The sequence below is a fragment of the Streptomyces plumbidurans genome (assembly GCF_019857225.1).
Lineage (GTDB): Bacteria > Actinomycetota > Actinomycetes > Streptomycetales > Streptomycetaceae > Streptomyces > Streptomyces plumbidurans.
On record NZ_JAFJSY010000020.1, the window covers coordinates 17792 to 36887 of the forward strand.

The window sequence follows — 19096 nt, forward strand, 5'->3', positions numbered from 1 at the left end:
CGTACGTACCAGAGAAGTTGGGCAAGGTACTTGGGCCGTCAGGGGACTCCGACCTCGAAGAGCACATAGCCCGCGTACGAGCCCGACGCCACCGCCGCGACGGAGAGCAGGGTGCACAGCAGCGGCAGGCCGAGGGTGCGCAGCCGTACGGCGAGCGGGATGAACAGGGGGAAGGCGGGGAGCAGATAGCGGGAGACGTTGCCGAAGATCTGCTGGCTGCCCAGGACCAGGGCGAAGGTGAGGACCGTGTAGACGGTCAGCACGGAGGGCGGGCGCAGCCGGATCAGCAGGGGGATCAGCAGCAGGCCCAGCAGGACGGCCAGCACCCCGATGATGTCCTCGAGCAGGCACGGGAAGAGGTAGTCGGTGCGGCCGACGGCGAGGGAGGTGAAGACGTCGAAGGTCTGCTCGCCGAAGTCGAAGGTGTGGGCCCAGGCGCCCTTCTGGAGTCTGAAGTAGCCGGTGAGATCGCCCGTCCGGTCGCCGACCCACAGGAGGTAGCCGAGAAGTCCCAGCGGTGCGATGAGTATGGCGGTCGCCGGGCGGGCGATGTCGTCCTGCCGGCGGTGCAGTGTCCGCAGCGCGGCGACGACGAGGGCGGCGATGAGTGCCGCCGCGGTCGGTCGGCTCAGTCCGGCGGCGAAGGTGAGCACTCCTGCGGTGAGCCAGCGGTCGCTCAGCACGGCGTGGCAGGCCCATACCGCGAGGGCGACGTAGAGGGATTCCGAGTACCCGGACCACTCGGTGCCCGAGCCGGGCCACACGGCCCACAGTCCGGCCGCCGCGAGGCCCGCGCGCCGGCCGCCGAACCGGGCGGTGACGGCGAAGATGCCGAGTGCGGCGACGAACGACGAGACGACCGAGACCAGCAGCCCCGCGCCGTACAGCCCGAGGCCCGTGCAGTCGGAGACCAGGCGCATCGCGGCGGGATACAGCGGGAAGAACGCCGCCGAGTTGCCCTCCAGGGTGATCAGTCCGGTGGCTCCGGGGATGTGGACGAGCGCGGGGTCGTATCCATGGGCGGCGATCTGCTGGTACCACCAGCCGTCCCAGCTGGCCAGGACGTCCCAGGCATGGGCGCCGCCGCCGAAGCGCGGGTCCTTGCGGTGGAAGTCCCCGGCTGTGTTCAGCAGATGCAGGAAGACGGTGAAGCCGATGAGCTTCAGTGCGCCGTACAGGGTCAGTACGGGCAGGCAGCGCCGGGCGCGGTACCCGGCCGCGCGGAGCAGGTCCGGGAGCCGGTCGTGTCCATCGCGTACGAGGGAGCGGGCGGCGGGGCGGTGGACCGGGGTCAGCGTGTCGTTCATGCGGCCGGGGCTCCCGTCCGGCGGCGACGGGCGGGGAACACCCAGGCGCGCAGCAGCAGAAAACGCAGCAGGGTCGCGGTCAGGTTGGCGGCGACGAGTACGCCGATCTCCGTGACGCGTGCCGCGCCGGGTGCCAGGCGGTGCAGTGCGGCCAGCGATCCGCTGGTGAGGCCCAGTCCGATCGCGAAGACCAGCAGCCCCTTGGCGTGGTGGCGCAGCACCCCGCCCCGGCCGCGCAGCCCGAAGGTGAGCCGGCGGTTCGCGGCCGTGTTGGCCAGTGCGCACAGCAGCAGTGCGATCGTGTTGGCGGCCTGGGGCCCCGTTGCGGGACGCAGCACCGCGTACAGCAGGACGTATCCGACGGTGCTGACGGCTCCCACCGCGCCGAAGCGCAGCAACTGCCCGGCCAGGCCGCCCGCCGGTTCGTCGGCGCCCCGGCGCAGCCCGGCCGTCGGGAGGGTGCCGCGGGCCAGGGCTCGGCCGATTCTGGCGATGCCGCGCAGGTCCGCCAGTGCCGTGGACAGGACGTCGACGCGGCTGTCGGGGTCGTCGACCCAGTCGACCGGCACCTCGTGGATGCGCAGTCCGGCCCGTTCCGCGATCACCAGCAACTCGGTGTCGAAGAACCACTCGGAGTCCTGCACCAGCGGCAGCAGCCGTTCGGCGACATCGCGCCGCACCGCCTTGAACCCGCACTGTGCGTCGGAGAAGCCCACCGCGAGTGTGGAGCGCAACAAGGCGTTGTAGCAACGGGAGATGACCTCCCGCCTGGGTCCGCGCACCACCCGGGAGCCGCGGGCCAGCCGGGTGCCGATGGCGACGTCGGAATGCCCGGAGATCAGCGGGGCGACCAGCGGCAGCAGGGCGGCCAGGTCGGTCGACAGGTCGACGTCGAGGTAGGCGAGGACCGGTGCCCGTGACCGCGACCAGGCGGCGTGCAGGGCCCGGCCCCGGCCCTTCTCGGCCAGCCGCAGCCACTGGGTCTCCGGCAGTTCGGCGGCCAACTTCGCCGCGATCAGCGGGGTCCGGTCCGTACTGGCGTTGTCCGCGACGGTGATCCGGAACGGATACGGGAAGGTCTCGCGCAGATGCGTGTGCAGCCGCCGCACGCTGCGCTCCAGGTCCCGCTGCTCGTTGAAGACCGGCACGACCACGTCCAGGACGGGCTCCCGTTGCTGCGCCGACAGCGGCGTACGGAGCGGCAGTTGGTCCATGAGGTTTGTCACGATCCATCCAGGTTCGGGTTCTGGCGCGGGGCATGCCGAAGGCAGGAACGGCGCTACGGGTGAAGTGACTTGCCGTGAGGTGCGGCGAACGGGTCCTGACGAAAAGGGTGTTGGGCGCAGTGCCCGGCTTTGGCTATCCGGGGTCGGCCGAGCCCGACGAGGACGCCTCCAGATTCGACGGTGTGTTGGTCGGTGTCGCCGGTGCGGTGGAGGTCGCGGTGCTGTTGTCCGGTGGCGGCGCTTCGGTGTGGGTGGCGGTCGAGGTGGCGGACGGCGCGTCCGAAGTGGCGGTCGACGTCGTGGCCGGAGCGGTGGGCTCCCCGGCGGCCCCGGTGGGGCTGCCGGAGGAGGTCGGGCTCGGGGGCGCCGCCGTGCCGGTCGGGGTCGGGCCCGGGGAGGCCGGGCTCGTCGCGGGAATGGGCTGCGGATGCGGGGCCTGCGGCCTGTTCTCGCCCGGGTCGTGGGGCAGCAGGAAGAAGCCGATGCCGAGTCCGGCGACGGCCAGGACGGAACCGGCGGTCCGCCGCACCGTGCGAACCCTGCGGTGGGCCCGCACCCCGGCCCGCAGACGCGCCCCGTGCTCGGCCTCGAAGGGGGTGTACTCCTGGGAGTCGCGCATCATCCGCGCCAGCTCCCGCTCGAAGTGATCCATCGGCTCTTCTTCACCCCACCGGCTCGATGACGTCGGACAGGATGCGGCGCAGTCGCGCCACGCCACGCGACGCGTGGGACCGTGCGGTGCCCAGCGGGCACCCCAGCACCTCGGCGACCTGCTTCTCGGACAGGTCCTGGTAGTAGCGCAGCACCACCGCGGCCCGCTGCCGCGGCGGCAGTTGGGCCAGTGCGGCCTCCAGCCGCGAGCGCTCCACCACGGCGGCGGAGACATCACCGGCCGCGGGCAGGTCGGGCAGTTGCTCGACCGGACGCTCGCCCCACCAGCGGCGCCGCGCCGACCGTGCCGCGGCACGCACCATCACCTTGCGCACGTACGCCTCGGGCGCCTCGTCGGCGATCCTGGGCCAGACGAACCAGAGCTTGACCAGGGCCTCCTGGAGCAGGTCCTCGGCCCGGTGCCGATCGCCTCCCACGAGCAGACGGGCAAGGTGGAACAACGCCGACCAGCGAGCTGCCACGAACCCGTCGAACCCCTCGGCTCGACTCTGCTCCAACGCGCACCGTCCCTGTTCCGACCAGCCCCCTACACCCAGGGAAAGACGGTGGGCCCCTCGCTTCGATGCACTTCGCCCGTGTGATCCGGGTTACATCCGGCGGCGCGCGGTCAGTCCACGGGCCAGGTGTGCGCGGGCGCGTTGAGATGCATGTAGTCCATGTACGTGGTGGTCATCCGCCGGAGCGCCTCCCAGCGATCGCAGGCGGCCGACTTCTCCAGCTGACGGACGTACTCCGCCTGCCACAGGGCGCCGTTGCGCGCGGTGATGCAGCGCTGCTCGATGATGCCGAGCAGGGGTTCGCGCCAGGCCGCGTCCATGCCGGCCAGCTCCAGGCCGCGGTGGGCCTGCGGCAGCAGTCGCCGCAACACCAGCTCCGTGACCGGCACTTCGCCGCTGCCGGGCCAGTACAGCCGGGCGTCGATGCCGTCGCGGGCCGCGGTGTGCAGATTCTCCTCCGCGACGGCGAAGGACATCCGGGTCCACACCGGCCGGTCGTCGTCGACCAGGGCGCGGGTGAGCCCGTAGTAGAAGGCGCCGTTGGCGATGATGTCCGCCACGGTGGGTCCGGCGGGCAGCACCCGGTTCTCGATGCGCAGGTGCGGGCCGCTCTCGGTGACGGCGTATATGGGGCGGTTCCACCGGTAGATCGTGCCGTTGTGCAGGGTCAGTTCGCCGAGCTCCGGAACGCCGCCGCCATCCAGCGTCGCCTGCGGGTCCTCCTCGTCGCACAGCGGCAGGAGTGCCGGGAAGTAGCGCACGTTCTCCTCGAACAGGTCGAAGACGCTGGTGATCCAGCGCTCCCCGAACCACACCCGGGGCCGTACGCCCTGGGCCTTGATCTCCTGCGGGCGGGTGTCGGTGGCCTGCTCGAACAGGGGGATACGGGTCTCGCGCCACAGTTCCTTGCCGAAGAGGAAGGGCGAGTTGGCGGCCAGGGCGGTCTGGACGCCCGCGACGGCCTGGGCGGCGTTCCAGTAGGACGCGAACTCCTTGGGGTCGACCTGCAGATGGAACTGGGTACTGGTGCAGGCGGCCTCCGGGGTGATGGCGTCGGCGTACATGGCCAGGCGCTCCACGCCGTCCACCCGGATGCGCAGGTCCTCGCCGCGTGCCGCGAAGATCTGCTCGTTGAGCAGCCGGTAGCGCGGATCGCCGGACAGGGCGGCCTCGCTGACGTCCGACTCCCCGAGGGTCGGCAGGATCCCCACCATGATCATGTGCGCGCCCACGGCCGCGGCCCGTTCCTCGGCGTGGTTGAGGGCGTCGCGGATCGCCTGCTCCCAGGCACCGGGGCCGCCCGCCGTCAGCTGCCGTGGCGGGATGTTGATCTCCAGGTTGAAGCGGCCGAGCTCGCTCGACCAGGCGGGGTCGGCGATCGCCCGGAGGACATCGGTGTTCCGCATGGCCGGCCGTCCGTCGCCGTCGACCAGGTTGAGCTCGATCTCAAGGCCGACCTGGGGGCGCTCGCTCTCGAAGCCGGACTCGCGCAGCATCTGCGCCAGCACGTCGAGACAGGTGTGCATCTTGTCGCGGTAGCGACGGCGGTCCTCCCGCGTGAACACGCGCGCGGGTACGTCACGTCCCATCGGGCCCTCCCGAGTTCCCCTCGGCGGATACCTCTCGTCCAAGAGTCGCACCTCGTACGGTTCCCGCCCAGTTGTCGAACGGCCGTGATCCGCGGGCGGCACCATCAACTACGTAGCGTCATCCATACGCGACAGAGGGTTGTTCACGTCAGCCGAGCCCCTCACCGATGGCGGCGAGCCAGCGGTCGACCGGGCCGAGGGTGAGCAAACCGCTTCCCGCGCCCGTGAGTTCACCCGTGGCCGGTGCGAGACGGGCGTGCGCCCGCTCCAGCGTCGTGCGGTCACCGATGTCCAGCGCGACCGCGGCCTGCAGACAGCACAGCGCCTCGTAGAGCAGGTCCGCGGGCGGTTCCGGGACGGCGTGCAGCAGGTCCGCGACCTCGCCGTGGTCGCCGGTGCGCAGGTGGGCCAAGGGTTCGATCCATGGCCGGTACGGGCCCCAGTCGGCGTCCGGGTCGATGTGCTCGGCCGCCTGCCGGGCGGTGGTGGAGCCGTCGGCGAGGCGCAGGCAGAGGCGGGCGAGGGGCGGCAGGCCGTTCGCGAACCCGGGCATGCCCGCGTCCGGCAGCAGCATGACGGCGGCCTCGTACGCCTCCTCGGCCTGCCGCATCCGCCCGTCGGCGACCGACCGCAGGGCGCCGTACCACTGGGTGAAGACGCCCACCAGCGGCCGCTCGTGCCGCTCGGCCAGCCGGTCGGCGGCAGTGGCGTGCGCGTCCGCCGCCGCGAAGTCGCAGAGCGCACCGCAGGCCTGCATCCGGATCAGCCGGCCGAGCACCTCGAAGTTCTCCAGGCCGTGCCGTGCGGCCACGTCGACCAGCCGCGCGCCGATCGCGTCCCGCCGTGCCGCGAGCCCGGCCCGGGTGCACGAATGCATGAACGCGCCGTTGAGCGCGAACGCCAGCAGCGTGGGATCGTCCAGCCGCCGGGCGATGTCCTCCGCCTCACGCGCGGCCGCCGGGCCGCGTGGGGAGCGGGTGCCGCGCATCTCCAGGGCGACCGTGGCCAGCAGTCGGCAGCGCGCCGCCGCGTGCGTCGTCTCCCGCGGCAGTGCGGCCAGGGTGCGCTCGGCGGCGAAGACGATCTGCCGCGCCTGCTCGGGGTCGTCGCTGCGGGTCCAGACGGCGGGGACGTCGTAGGCACCGATGACCCGCGCGGTCAGGTCGGGGTCGCCGAACTCCTCGGCGGCGGTGGCCGCGGCGAGCCGGTGCTCCTGCGCCGCCCGCAGCCCGGCGCCTCCGGTCACCGCCAGGTTGCGGACCAGTTGGACCGTGGACTCCAGCCGGGCCCGGGCGCCGGCCGCGACCGTACGGTCGTACTCCGCGGCCACCTGGGTCCAGAGCCGGGCCGACGCGCCGGCCCCCTGCGTCGCAGCAGCGAGGCTCGGGTCCTGCGTGAGGATGTCCGTCTCCAGGCGGCGCAGTGCCGGGCCCGGGTCCACGCCCAGCTGCTCGGCCAGCATGGTCCGGGCCCGGCGCAGCACGGCGAGGGCGTCCGCCTGCCGGCCCGTGCGGTACAGCGCGAGCGCCAGCAGTCGCCAGCCGTCCTCCCGCCAGGGGTGCTCGGCCACATGGGCGTGGAGGTCGGGCACGGCCTCGGCCGCGAGCCCCAAGTCGAGCTGGGCCCCGGCCCGTTGCTCCACCGCGCGCAGCCGAAGTTCGGCCAGCCGGGAACGCTCGCCCCGTGCCCAGTCCTCGTACGCGAACTCGGCGTAGGCCGGGCCGCGCCACAACTCCAGTGCGCCGTCGAGCCGTTGGAGCGCCTGCGCGGGTGGCAGCTGCGCCGTGCCCGCGACGGCCGCCTCGAACCGCCAGGCGTCCACGGCGTCCTGCATCGCGCGAAGCGCGTACCCGGGGCCCTCGGTCACCAGCAGCCGGGCCGGGGCGCGGGGCGGGCGCTGCGGCTCGAGTACCCGGCGCAGATCGGCGACGAAGGTGCGCACCGCCCCGACGGCGCCCGCGCCGGGCTTGTCCCACAGGTCCTCGACGAGGCGCGCCACCGGAACCACACGCCGGCGGGCCGTGATCAGGCGGGCCAGCACCGCCCGGTGTCGCGGACCCTTCAGCGCCAGCGCGTCACCGGCGTCGTCCCAGGCCACCACCGGTCCGAGCACACCGAAGGTGATCGGTTCCATCCTCACCTCCCGCGCCTTTCCCGTCCGCCACAGTACGTGCTGATCGGATGCTGATTCGCGCGCGGGACTCTCGGTGGTGTCCGCGCTTCGGCGGGCATCCGACGCAGCGACGAAAGCAGCACATCGTGACATTCACACCGCACACGGGGACGGACACGACCAACGCGACAGACATGGGGACGGTCGGCGCGGGCACCAGGACGCCCACGATCCCCGGTTTCGCGTACCACCGTGTCCAGGTCGCCGAAGGCGTCTTTCTGAACACCGCCGTCGGGGGCTCGGGCAGCCCGATCGTGCTGTTGCACGGCTTCCCGCAGACGCATCTGATGTGGCGGCACGTCGCCGCGGACCTGGCGGCGGACCACACCGTGATCTGCCCCGACCTGCGCGGTTACGGCGCGAGCGACAAGCCCGTCGACACCGACGGGACGACCTATGGCAAGCGCGTCATGGCCGCGGACACCGTCGCCCTGGCCCGTGCGCTCGGCCATGAGCGGTTCGCGCTGGTGGGACACGACCGGGGCGCCCTGGTCGCGTTCCGGGCCGGGCTCGACCATCCCGCCGCGGTCACGCATCTGGCCTGTCTGGACGTGCTCCCCACGCTGGACATGTGGCAGGCGATGCACGGCGTGCAGGCGGCCGTGGGCTTCCACCTCTACCTGATGGCCCGGCCGCCGGGCCTGCCCGAGCGGATGATCGCCGCCGATCCGGACACGTTCTTCGGCTATTTCCTCGATCTGTGGGCGGGCGACCGCGAGGCGATACCGGCCCCTGTCCGCTCCGCGTATCTGGCCGCGTGCCGCGCGGCGGTGCCCTCGATCGTCGCCGACTACCGCGCCTCCGCCGGCATCGACGTCGAGCACGACCGGGCCGACCGCGACGCGGGCCGCGTCCTGGAGATGCCGGTGAGCGTGCTCCAGCAGGACTGGGGCGCGGCACTCGGCTTCGACGCCCGTGACCTGTGGTTGGCCTGGGCGCCGCGGCTGACCCATCGCACCGTCGGCTTCGGTCACTTCATGGCCGAGGAGGCGCCGGAGGAGATCGCCGGGGAGATCAGAGAACTGCTCGCGCGCTGAGCCGGTCCGTGTCCTGCAGGCAAAAAACGATTTACCCGCGACCGGGGTACACTGGCGTCGCCTTTGAGGACCACGTCGTGCCTGGTCGCACGGCTGCCACAGCGAGGGGGGTGGACGCCATTCCGGCTCGCCCCGCCCGCATCCAGGACGTCGCAGCCGCCGCCGGCGTCTCGGTGTCGACGGTCTCGAACGTTCTGAACCGCCCCGAGCGGGTCAACGCACGCACCGCCGAGCGGGTCCGCGACGCCGTCGCGGCGCTCGACTACGTGCCCCATCCCGGCGCGGCCGGACTGCGCACCGGACACTCCTCGTCGATCGGCCTGGTGCTGCCCGACGTGACCAACTCCTTCTACGCGCGCATCGCCAGGGGCGCCGCCGACGCGGCGTACGACCACGGCTATTCGCTCGTGCTGTGTCACAGCGGGGACGCGCCGGAGCGCGAGCAGGGCTACTTCACCATGCTCGTGGAGCAGCGGGCGGTCGGTGCCGTGGTCGTCCCGCTCAGCGCCGACCCGACGCGGCTCACGCGGCTGCGCGAGCGGGGCATCCCGCTGGTGTTGGCGGACCGCGCGATGCCGTCACAGGAGGGCTGCTCCGTCTCGGTCAACGACATCGCCGGCGGCCGTATCGCCGTGCAGCATCTGCTGGACTGCGGGGCGGGCGACATCCTCGTGGTGAACGGCGATCGCTCGATACGGCAGTGCGCCGACCGCCACCAGGGCGCCCGGCAGGCCGTGCGCAGCCGGCGTACGGCACGGCTGGACCAGGTGGTCGCCGAGGAGATGACGGTGGCGTACGGCCTGGAGATCGCCCGCGCCCTGGACGACCTGCCCGACGGGGTGTTCTGCACCAACGACTTCCTCGCCGCCGGACTGTGCCGCGGCCTCGCCGAGCGAGGCGTGAAGGTGCCCGCGGACGTGCAGGTGGTCGGCTACGGCGACCTCGACATCGCCAGCTTCGTGGGGACGACCCTGACGACGGTCCGTCAGCCCGTCGAGGATCTGGGCAGGGCCGCCGTGGAGATGCTGCTCGACGAGGTGGAGGCCCGGGCCGAACACGCCCATGAGGCAAGGGTGTTCGCGCCCGGACTGGTCCTGCGGGACTCCACCCGGTCACTGGCCGGGGGCTGACTCCCCGATCCGTACCTTCACTGTCCGTCTGCTGACTCCCCGATCCGCAGCGTCACCGGGCCCAGCAGCCCGGAGGTGAGCTGGGACGGGAACGCCCAGGCGGTCGGAGTGGCTTCGGCGAGATACGGGGCCAGTGTGTTGCGGACGGTCACCTCGATCCGGACGGTGCGCCCGGCGACGTCGTCGGGCAGTGCGAAACGGTACGGGGCGCAGAAGGCCTCGCCGACGGGTTCGCCGTCGACGACCACCTCGACACTGCCGCGCACCCGTCCGAGGTCGAGGACCGCATCCTGCCCGGCCGGTACTTCCACGTCCCGTGCGTACGTGACGCCTCCGCTCCAGCCCCCGAGCCCCACCGACCGCCACTCCCCCAGCGGCAGCGGCGCCGCCACCGTGCGGACCCGTACCGGACCGCGCCAGGCGGAACCGCCTCGTAGGACGGCCGTGGGCTCGGTGATCACCTCGATCTCCGTCGGCACAGACAGGGGTTGATCGAGTGTCAGAAGCCCTTCTTCCAGTAGTCGTTCGTCTCCGTCTGCGATCCTCACCCGTGCGGGCAGCTCCAAGGGCAGATCAAGGGATACGGTGCCGGGTGGGACCGTGAAGCGGAAGCGCTGGGCGCTCTCGCGGACGTCGTCCGTGGACCGCAGCGGCAGTACGGGCCTGCCGAGGGCGGGTTCGCCGTTGAGCCACTCGGTGCCGGGCAACGGGTGCGGCCGTACGGCGGCATGGCAGTGCTGCAAGTCCCCCCACCGGCCCTCGTGTTCGACGGTTCGGCCGCGCCACTCGCCCGTCTCCGCCTCCCAACCGGCGCCGCTGACAAGGGCCGTGGCCTCGGGTCCTGCTGTTGCCACGCAGTCGACGAAGACCGCGTCCTGTGCGCGGACGCCGTCGGCCACCACCTCCAGCGTGTGCTCGCCCGCGAACAGGGCGAGTTCGTGGCGGAAGAACATCGGCACGGCGCCCCAGTCGGACTCGTAGTACTCCACCTTTTCCTGTCGTGCCACGACCGCGCCGTCCAGCAGCACGGTGACCCCGGATGCGGCACCGACGACGAGCACGGCCCGCGCCGCGTCGTGCGCGAGACGCAGGCTGCCTCGGTAGGTGACGCTGCCGTCGGGTCGTACGCCTTCGGGCAGACGCATGAAGCGGGGGCGCGGCACGAATGCGTCGGGGAGCGTCAGGCAGAAGTAACTGCCCAGCGGAGCGTGGGCCTTGGCCGAGATCGCGGAGGGGTGGTCCTCGGTGTCGGAGAGCTCGTACTCCAGGACGTTGCGCTGCTGCGCCACGTCCACCCGGGCGGACGCCAGTTGGCCCGTGCCCGTGGCCAGCAGGTCGCCGTTCCACCACACGCGCTTGGCCGCCTCCGCCCCGACGTGCAGATCTGCGGGCCCGCGATGAGCGGTGTCGACGACCGTGCGGACCCGGGCGACGGTTCCTGGGCTCGGCACCGGGACCCGTACGAACTCCTCGGTCACCAGCCCCTTGTTGCCCAACTGCCCTTCGGGGTCCGGGAGTCCGCGGCTCGAGGAGTACAGCGTCACGGTCCAGCCCTCGTCCCAGGGCACCAGGGGCAGTTCGCCGTCCAGGACGCGTGCGGCGGCGGCGCGGTCCAGCGGGTCGGGGGCCTTCGCTGCCGGGACCGGCGGCAGGACGCGCACCCGGTTGCCGTACGTCGCCCGCGCCCGCTCCCAACTCGCGTCGGCGGCACCGCTCTCGGTCCACCGCATGGTCCAGATCTGCGGCTCGTCGACGGAGGCCCCGGCGGGCAGGGCCAGGTCGCCCCAGGTGTTGTCCATCGTGGGCACGAGACGGCCCTGCCAACCGGTCGACAGGTCGATCGTTCGGGCAAGCGCCTTTACCGGTGCGGGAGTTGACGCCACCGGTGCGCCTTCGCGCCATACGAGGAGTGCGGCGGGCGCGCCGTCCAGCGGCACTGCGATGGTCGAGATGCCGTCGGCGACGGTGACGGGGGCGGGGCGGCGGGTGCCGGTCGCGGGGTTCCAGACCTCGGCCTCGGCGACCGGGGCGCGCACGGTGACGGACCTGGTGCGGGCGTAGCGGTCGGGGTCGATCTCGTGGTGGCCCCTGGGCGGGTGCTTACGGGCGTCGGGGAAGGCGCCCGTCACCAGTGCGATCGCCGTATCGCCCTGTCGGCGGACGAGGAGCGGCACATCGCCGGTCGCGTGTCCGGCGGCGTCGGCGACGGCCGCCGCGCCCGCCTCGGCGTCGGCCGCGCGCTCCAGCCGCGGGTGGGCGTTCAACGCTGCCACGACGGAGTCGTCACCGGCGAGGCCCGCCGCTGTGACCGGCGGGCGCCCCACGGCCACCACGCGCCCGCCCGCGTCGAGCAGTTGGGTCAGCCGCCGCGCCGTGTCCTCCTCCAGGACGCTCGCCGAAGGCAGCAGTACGGCCGTGTAGGCCAGGTCCGCGATCCGCAGGGCGCCGTCCGCGGCGGTGGCCCGCTGCACCGAGGCGTCGTCGACGACGTCGAAGGAGACGCGGTGCGCGTCCAGGGCGCCGATCCGCGGACCCAGCCAGTTGTTGATGCCGCACAGCTCCAGATAGTGCCGCTGGGTCTGGTCGACGTCGGCGTGGCCCTCGCCCAGGCGGCCGTCGCCGAAGTGCTTGACGGGCGCGTCCAGCGGGATGAGGGCCTGCATGGTGGCGGTGGGGTGCAGGACCGCCACGTCGGCGCTGTAGGTGCCCCAGGACATCAGGGAGCAGATGCGGGCGACGGCCCGGGAGAACGCGGGGTACTGCTGCCAGTAGGGCTGGCGCCAGTCGGTGGACGGCGGCGCCCATTCGAACCAGCCGCCCGCGGTGCCGAAGTAACTGGCGTGCGGGTTGTAGAGGTTGGCGCCGCTGCGCAGGAACGGCAGCAGCCAGTCGTAGGTGTCCTCCAGGGTGCCGCCCCAGCCGGAGGAGTGGAACGCCTCGATCCAGACCCGCTCGTGCCCGTAGAGGTGGGCCATGGAGGAGTGGACCTTGGAGTCGCCGTGGTGGTCGCTGCCCGCGGCTCCGTACCAGCGGTGGGTGCGGAAGTAGTCCGAGTAGATCTGGGTGGACTGGGCCGGGAAGCCGGAGCGCGCGGGGTGGCTCTGGTCGCAGCCCAGCAACATGCCGCGTTCCTCGTGCCAGGCGGCGAGGGGTTTGAACAGGGCCTCTTCGGTGAGTTCGGCGCGGACCGCGTAGTAGTCGGCGCGGATCTTCGCCGCCCGGGCGCCGTCCGCGCTCTCGTGGAACAGCGCGGGCAGGTGGTCCAGCAGGTCGTAGCCGCGGCGGGCGCGGAACTCCTCGGGGAAGCGGCGGCCGAAGGCGTTGGTGCCGGGCAGTTCGTCCTGGAAGCTGCCCGCGATCACATTGCCCAGGTACTCGGGGACCCGGCGGTCGAACTCGTGGTGGACGGCGTCCATCAACAGGCCGACGGCATGCGGGTCCAGGTAGTCGAAGGCCGTGGGGACGGCCGTGACGAGGTCCACCTCGCTGCCGTCGGGGGCGTCGATCCGCGCGGCGCGGGTGACAGCCTCGATTGGCGCCGCGCTGGTGACAGCCTCGATCCGCGCGGTGCCGGTGACGGACAGCCGCCGGCCGTCCGTGGAGTACGCGCCGACCAGGGTCTCCGCGCCCTGCAGCGGGACGGTCCCGTTCGTGGGCGTCGTCCTGCGGCGACGCAGCGCGAGGCCGGTGGCGTCGGGGTGCAGGCGGGTGACGGTGCCCTGGACGTTGGCGCCGGAGAACCCGATCTGGTCGTAGAACCACAGGCGTGTGCCCAGGTCCCGGGCGATCTCGCAGGCGTCGGTGAAGCGGGCCCACCACTGCTCGCCGAACCACGCCGGTTCGTCGGTCCGGGCGCCGAAGGTCGGCCCGGCGGGCGCCAGGTTGATCACCACGAGGTTGTGGACGCCGCCCTCGGCGAATCTGCGCATCTGCCAGACGAGGCGCTCGCGGGTGACCTTCGCACCCGACCACCACCACAGCGGGGTGGGGCCGAAGTCCCTGGGCGGGTCGTCGAACAGCTGCTGCAGCGCGGAGGAGATCACGAATCCGGTCCTTCCGAGTACGGCTGAGGCACCCTCACGATCAAAAACGTTTTACACGGGCCATGGCGTCGACCACCTGGAATGCTGGCACCGGATCGGCGAGGCGGGAAGACGGCCGTCGCGTCTTCCTGCAAATGGGCGCATGAGGGGTTGTTGGAACGTTTTTCTGTCCCTATATTCACTCGGCACCGGCACCCGCAACGGCCCCAGCACGTGCTCCGGGGCCGCGACGTCCCCCTCCGCTCGGCCCATCCCCAGACGACGGAGTCGCATCATGGTCCGAACCCCCACCGCTCCAGCACGCTCCGAACAACCCATCCCCTGGCGATTGTGGAAGGTCGCGGCCCTGTCGGGCATGGCCTCCTATCTCGACGCCGCGCTCATCGTGAGCATCGCCGTCAACCTGGCCATCTACCGCGACAGTTACGACATGGGCGTATGGATGGCGGGCGCGATCAGCGCGATCGTCACGGGCTGCATCGCCGTCGGCGCGCTCGTCGGCGGACGGCTGGCCGACCTGTTCGGCCGCCGCCGCGTCTACAACTGGGACATCTTCTGCTACGCGGTGGGCGCCGTCGTCATCACGCTGGCGCCGGACGACATCGTGCTCTTCATCGGCGTGCTCGTGGCCGGTCTCGCGGCCGGTGCGGATCTGCCGACCTCGCTGGCCGTGGTCTCCGACGCCGCACCCGCCGACGGCCGGGCCCGTCTGGTGTCGTTCACCCAGGTCATGTGGGTGGCGGGCATCGTCGTCGTCAGCTTCCTCGGCTATCTGCTCTCGGACACCGGCATGACCGGGACACGGATCATCACCGCCCATCTGGCCGTCGCGGCGCTGGTCACCTGGCAGCTGCGCTCCCGGCTCGAGCTCGCCGACGAGCCATCGGACGCGGAGGTGGCCGAGGAGACCGCCGCTCTGGCCGCCCCGCGCGGCATCGAGTGGAAGAACGTACTGAACCGTGCCGCGCTGCTGCCGATGGCCGCCACCTTCGCCTATTACGTCACCTGGGGCATCGGCGCCAACACCTTCGGCCAGTTCGGCACCTATCTCCTGGTCACGGTCAGCGGCGCCTCGCAGAGCCTGGCCACCGGGATCAACCTCGCCTTCCTCCCGATCGCGCTGGTGCTGACGTTCGTCTTCGTCCGCATCGCCGACACCGCCTGGCGCGACCGGCTGTTCTACGTCTTCACCGTCGTCCAGATCCTCGCCTTCTGCGTCGCCTCCCTCACGGCGGGCGCCCTCGTCGGCATGCTCGTCTTCTTCGTGCTCTACCAGATCTCCAACCCCTTCGCGGGGGAGGCCAGTTACAAGGTGTGGTCGCAGCTGACGCTGCCCCCGGACACCCGCGGCACCACCCAGGGCCTCACCTACGCCCTGTCGCGCGGCGTCTTCGCGGGCGTCGCGTTCATCACGCCGCCCCTGATGGAGTACAGCGCGTCCGCCCTGCTCTGGTCGATCACCGCCTGTATGGCGGCGTCGGCGGTCGCGGGCGTCTACATCGTCCGTGTCCTCGTCCGGCACTCCCCCGGTGTCTCACCCGCCCCGGCGGATCTGCACGCGACCCCCACCTGAACCCGAGCGGACTTCCGAGGAGCACCGATCATGACCACTGCCGAACACCGCGCACGGCTCACGGAGTTGCTGCCCCCGGTGCACCGACGCCGCACCCGGATCGGCCTGGTCGCCGGCGGGCTCGGCACCTACTGGCCCCAATTCCCGGGGCTGCTGCCGCAGTTGCAGGAGTCGGCCCGCTACGTCGCCGAGCGGCTCGGCGGCATGGACACGGAGGTGACGGACGTAGGCTTCATCTCCGACGCGGAGGAGGGCGCGGCCGCCGCCGAGGAACTGCGCAAGGCCGACTGCGACTTGATCGTGCTGTTCCTGACGACCTATCTGACCTCCTCGATGGTGCTGCCGATCGCCCGCCGCTCGCACACCCCCGTGCTGGTCATCGACCTCCAGCCGACGGAGCGGATGGACCACGCCACCTTCGACACCGGGGCCTGGCTCGCCTACTGCGGGCAGTGCCCGGTCCCCGAGGTCGGCAATGTCTTCCGCCGGGCCGGCATCCCCTTCCGGTCGGTCTCGGGCTGGCTGCGCCAGGAGAGCGCCTGGCGGCGCATCGAGCAGTGGATCCGCGCCGCGCATGTGCGAGCGGCGCTGCGGCACGGCAGGCACGGCCTGATGGGGCACCTCTACCCCGGGATGCTCGACGTGTCGACCGATCTGACCCTGCTGCCGACGACGTTCGGCTCGCATGTGGAGGTCCTGGAGTTCGACGATCTGCGGCACCGGGTGGAGCAGGTGACCGAGGCGGAGAGCCGCGACCGCATGGCGCTCGCCCGGCAGGTCTTCACCCTCGACGACAGCGTGGTGGACGACGACTTCGCCTGGGGCGCGCGGGTGTCCGTGGCCCTGGACCGGCTGGTGGAGGATTTCGGCCTGGACACGCTCGCCTACTACCACCGCGGACTCGACGGCGAGCTGCACGAGCGGCTCGGCGCCGGCATGATCCTGGGCGCCTCTCTGCTCACCGCCCGGGGCGTGCCCGCGGCCGGTGAGTACGAACTGCGCACCAGCGTCGCCCAGTTGGCCTCGCAGAGCATCGGTGCCGGGGGTTCCTTCACGGAGATCCAGGCGTTGAACTTCGATGACGGCGTCGTCGAGATGGGCCATGACGGTCCCGCCCACCTCGCCGTGAGCGCCCGTGACCCGCTGCTGCGCGGGCTGGGTGTCTACCACGGCAAGCGCGGCTGGGGCGTCAGCGTGGAGTTCGACGTCCAGCACGGCCCGGTCACCCTCCTCGGGCTCGGCCAGGACGCCGACGGCAGCCTGTCGTTCGTCACCTCCGAGGGCACCGTCGTGCCCGGCCCGCTGCTGGAGATCGGCAACACCACCAGCCGGGTCGACTTCGGCAGGGACCCCGGCGAGTGGGTCGACGCGTGGAGCGCCACGGGGGTCGGCCACCACTGGTCGCTCGCGGTGGGCCGGCACGCCGCCGACTTCCGGGCGGCTGCGAGTCTGCTGGGGATCGACCACCGGGAGGTGTGAGCCCCGGCTTCATCCGCCGCGCCCTCCCGCGCGCCCCGGCGCCCCTCCGCACTCGCCGGGTGTTGCGCCGTGAGCCTGATGCACGGCCCTCGCTCGGCAAGGCGCCGCAGCAGCGCGCCCTTCGCTCGGGAAGGTGGGCAGTCCGTCGCCGTACGACACGGCGGCGCCTCCCACCGTCCCGAGGAGAGCTTCGTGCGCCTGCACCCCGTCGCGGCCGCCCTGGCCTCGTCCGTCCTGCTGGCCTCACCGGTCAGAGCGCAGCCCGCCGCCCCCGCGCCGGCCGCCGTGACCGACCCCGCCGGTTACGTCAACCCGTTCGTCGGTACGGCTCCCGGCGGCACCGACTTCGGTCACGGCGGCGGCGCCGGGAACACCTTCCCCGGTGCCTCGGCGGCGCTGGGCGGGGTCCAGTGGAGCCCCGACACCGTCACGCGCCAGCACGGCGGATACGCGTACAAGGACAACCGGATCCGGGGCTTCAGCCTCACCCATATCTCCGGCGCGGGCTGCGACGACTACGGCAACGTGCCGTTCATGCCGCTCACCGGCCGCCCCGACCCGGACCCCGCGGCCCGCCACGCCACCTTCTCGCACGCCAACGAGCAGGCAGCGCCGGGCAGTTACGCCGTCACCTTCGACAACGGCATCCGTACGCAGATCGCGGCCACCCAGCGCTCCGGCATCGCACGCTTCGGCTATCCCTCGGACGACTCCCGGCCCGCCGGGCTGACGGTGGACGCGGGGCGCGCCTTCAACAAGGCCGACGGGGAGGTGACCATCGGGACGCGCACCCTGTCAGGGCACACCGACGGCGGCGGCTTCTGCGGCAAGTCCAACCGCTACCGGCTCTACTTCCACGTCGTCTTCGACCGGCCCTTCGCCCACACCGAGCACCTGGACGGGAAGACGTCGGGGGCGTACGTCTCCTTCGCGCCCGGAACCCGTACGGTCACCGCCCGGGTGGGCGTGTCCTTCGTCGACATCGCCGGCGCCCGCCGCAACGCCGCCGTGGAGCAGGGCGGCAGGTCGTACGACGCCGTACGGCGGGCCGCGCGCGACCGCTGGAACGAGTGGCTCGGCAGGATCGCCGTCCGCGGCGGCACCGAGACCCAGCGCCGGATCTTCTACACCGCGCTCTACCACGCGCTGCTGCACCCCAGCGCCTTCAGCGATACCGACGGCCGCTACCGGGGCATGGACGGGGCACTGCACCGCACCCGTCCCGGCCATGTGCAGTACGCGAACTTCTCCGGCTGGGACGTCTACCGCTGTCAGGTCCAGTTGCTCGCCCTGCTCGCACCGCGCGAGGCCTCCGACGTCGCCCAGTCGATCCTCGAACAGGGCACGCAGGCCGGGTACTTCGACCGCTGGACGCTGGCGAACGGCGGCACCGGCGTGATGGTCGGCGATCCGCTTCCGGCCGCCGCCGCCTCGATCCACGCCTTCGGCGGCACCGACTTCGACGCCGAAGCACTGCTGCGCGCGGCCGTGGCGGGACGGGCCGACGACCGCGAGCGACCGGGGCACGGGCTGTACGACACCCTGGGCTATGTCCCGGCCGGGACCAAGGGGGCGTGGGGCAGCGCGTCCACCACGCTGGAGTACGCGGTCGCCGATGCCGCGCTCGCCCGGCTGGCCGGCCGCCTCGGCGACAGGGCCACCGAGGCCGCCCTGACCCGCGCCTCCGGGAACTGGCGCCATCTGTTCAACCCCGTGAGCGGCTACCTCCAGCCCCGCGCCGCCGACGGGTCCTGGCCTGCCTTCACCCCGGCCCAGCGCGGCGAGTACGTCGAGGGCAACGCGGCCCAGTACACCTGGATGGTGCCGCACGACCTGCCCGCCCTGTTCACCGCGATGGGGGGCGACGCCGCCGTCACCTCCCGCCTGAACACCTTCTTCACCGAACTCAACGCGGGCGCCGAGAAGCCGTACGCCTATCTCGGCAACGAGCCGTCCTTCGGCGTCCCTTGGGCGTACGACCACGCGGGTCGCCCCGACCTCGCCCAGGACACCGTGCGGCGCGCCCTGACCACCCTCTTCGCCGACCGCCCCGACGGACTCGTCGGCAACGACGACCTGGGCGCGATGTCGTCCTGGGCCGTGTGGGCCGCCCTCGGCATGTACCCGGAGGTCCCGGGCAGCGCCCAACTCGCCCTCGCCGGCCCGCTGTTCCCGTCCGCGACGGTGCACCGCGACAACGGCGTCACCCTCTCGGTCCTCGCCCCCGCCGCGTCGGCGTCCCACAGCCGCGTACGGTCGCTGAGCCTCGACGGCCGCCCCGTCGACGCCCCGTTTTTGCCGGGCGGCTTCCTGGCCAGGGGCGGAGTGCTGCGATACGGACTCACCGCACCCTGACCTCACCGTGACCGG

General features: G+C 72.3%; 12 protein-coding genes. 5 read left to right on the top strand and 7 right to left on the bottom strand.

Annotated features, from left to right (window positions below; translation table 11 throughout):
- Positions 1–38: 38 nt before the first annotated feature.
- The 6 genes from JYK17_RS15895 to JYK17_RS15920 form a co-directional block, all read right to left on the bottom strand.
- A complete protein-coding gene (locus tag JYK17_RS15895) occupies positions 39–1307 on the bottom strand; it encodes a putative hexosyltransferase (RefSeq protein ID WP_222810595.1) in 1269 nt (422 codons plus the stop codon).
- The gene (locus tag JYK17_RS15900; protein WP_222810619.1) at positions 1304–2521 is read right to left on the bottom strand and encodes a bifunctional glycosyltransferase family 2/GtrA family protein; all 1218 of its coding nucleotides are present in this window, start codon (positions 2519–2521) and stop codon (positions 1304–1306) included. The genes JYK17_RS15895 and JYK17_RS15900 overlap by 4 nt, the downstream gene beginning before the upstream one ends.
- Before the next feature lie 145 nt (positions 2522–2666).
- On the bottom strand, positions 2667–3185 hold the full coding sequence (locus JYK17_RS15905) for a RodZ family helix-turn-helix domain-containing protein (protein WP_222810596.1): 519 nt from the start codon (positions 3183–3185) through the stop codon (positions 2667–2669).
- 10 nt (positions 3186–3195) lie between these two features.
- Positions 3196–3702, bottom strand: coding sequence for a SigE family RNA polymerase sigma factor (locus JYK17_RS15910; RefSeq protein ID WP_108009270.1), 507 nt, complete (start codon positions 3700–3702; stop codon positions 3196–3198).
- 110 nt (positions 3703–3812) lie between these two features.
- Positions 3813–5291, bottom strand: coding sequence for a glutamate-cysteine ligase family protein (locus JYK17_RS15915; protein ID WP_222810597.1), 1479 nt, complete (start codon positions 5289–5291; stop codon positions 3813–3815).
- Between the two features lie 148 nt (positions 5292–5439).
- Positions 5440–7425 carry an AfsR/SARP family transcriptional regulator gene (locus tag JYK17_RS15920; protein WP_108009274.1) on the bottom strand — a complete coding sequence of 662 codons (1986 nt, stop codon included), beginning with the start codon at positions 7423–7425 and terminating at the stop codon, positions 5440–5442.
- A gap of 173 nt (positions 7426–7598) precedes the next feature.
- Here JYK17_RS15920 and JYK17_RS15925 point away from each other — a divergent pair, with 173 nt between their 5' ends.
- A complete protein-coding gene (locus JYK17_RS15925; protein ID WP_108009276.1) occupies positions 7599–8501 on the top strand; it encodes an alpha/beta fold hydrolase in 903 nt (300 codons plus the stop codon).
- Positions 8502–8611: 110 nt separating this feature from the next.
- A complete protein-coding gene (locus JYK17_RS15930) occupies positions 8612–9631 on the top strand; it encodes a LacI family DNA-binding transcriptional regulator (protein ID WP_108009278.1) in 1020 nt (339 codons plus the stop codon).
- Between the two features lie 17 nt (positions 9632–9648).
- Here JYK17_RS15930 and JYK17_RS15935 read toward each other — a convergent pair whose 3' ends face one another.
- Entirely contained in the window at positions 9649–13674 is a 4026-nt protein-coding gene (locus tag JYK17_RS15935; RefSeq protein ID WP_222810598.1) for a glycosyl hydrolase family 2 protein, read from the bottom strand.
- 274 nt (positions 13675–13948) lie between these two features.
- Between JYK17_RS15935 and JYK17_RS15940 the strand changes: the two genes are divergently transcribed.
- The 3 genes from JYK17_RS15940 (at position 13949) to JYK17_RS15950 (ending at position 19081) form a co-directional block, all read left to right on the top strand.
- Positions 13949–15247 (top strand): MFS transporter, encoded by a 1299-nt coding sequence (locus tag JYK17_RS15940; RefSeq protein ID WP_108009282.1) that lies wholly within the window; start codon positions 13949–13951, stop codon positions 15245–15247.
- Positions 15248–15277: 30 nt separating this feature from the next.
- A complete protein-coding gene (locus JYK17_RS15945; protein WP_128803920.1) occupies positions 15278–16726 on the top strand; it encodes an L-fucose/L-arabinose isomerase family protein in 1449 nt (482 codons plus the stop codon).
- A 192-nt stretch (positions 16727–16918) separates the two neighbouring features.
- Positions 16919–19081: a GH92 family glycosyl hydrolase gene (locus JYK17_RS15950; protein ID WP_222810599.1), complete on the top strand. Its 2163-nt coding sequence runs from the start codon at positions 16919–16921 to the stop codon at positions 19079–19081.
- Positions 19082–19096: the final 15 nt, after the last annotated feature.

Excerpts from the sequence above, each read along its gene's own strand:
- JYK17_RS15895 (WP_222810595.1), bottom strand. The coding sequence starts at position 1,307 with ATGAACGACACGCTGACCCCGGTCCACCGCCCCGCCGCCCGCTCCCTC.
- JYK17_RS15900 (WP_222810619.1), bottom strand. The coding sequence starts at position 2,521 with ATGGACCAACTGCCGCTCCGTACGCCGCTGTCGGCGCAGCAACGGGAG.
- JYK17_RS15905 (WP_222810596.1), bottom strand. The coding sequence starts at position 3,185 with ATGGATCACTTCGAGCGGGAGCTGGCGCGGATGATGCGCGACTCCCAG.
- JYK17_RS15915 (WP_222810597.1), bottom strand. The coding sequence starts at position 5,291 with ATGGGACGTGACGTACCCGCGCGCGTGTTCACGCGGGAGGACCGCCGT.
- JYK17_RS15920 (WP_108009274.1), bottom strand. The coding sequence starts at position 7,425 with ATGGAACCGATCACCTTCGGTGTGCTCGGACCGGTGGTGGCCTGGGAC.
- JYK17_RS15925 (WP_108009276.1), top strand. The coding sequence starts at position 7,599 with ATGGGGACGGTCGGCGCGGGCACCAGGACGCCCACGATCCCCGGTTTC.
- JYK17_RS15940 (WP_108009282.1), top strand. The coding sequence starts at position 13,949 with ATGGTCCGAACCCCCACCGCTCCAGCACGCTCCGAACAACCCATCCCC.
- JYK17_RS15945 (WP_128803920.1), top strand. The coding sequence starts at position 15,278 with ATGACCACTGCCGAACACCGCGCACGGCTCACGGAGTTGCTGCCCCCG.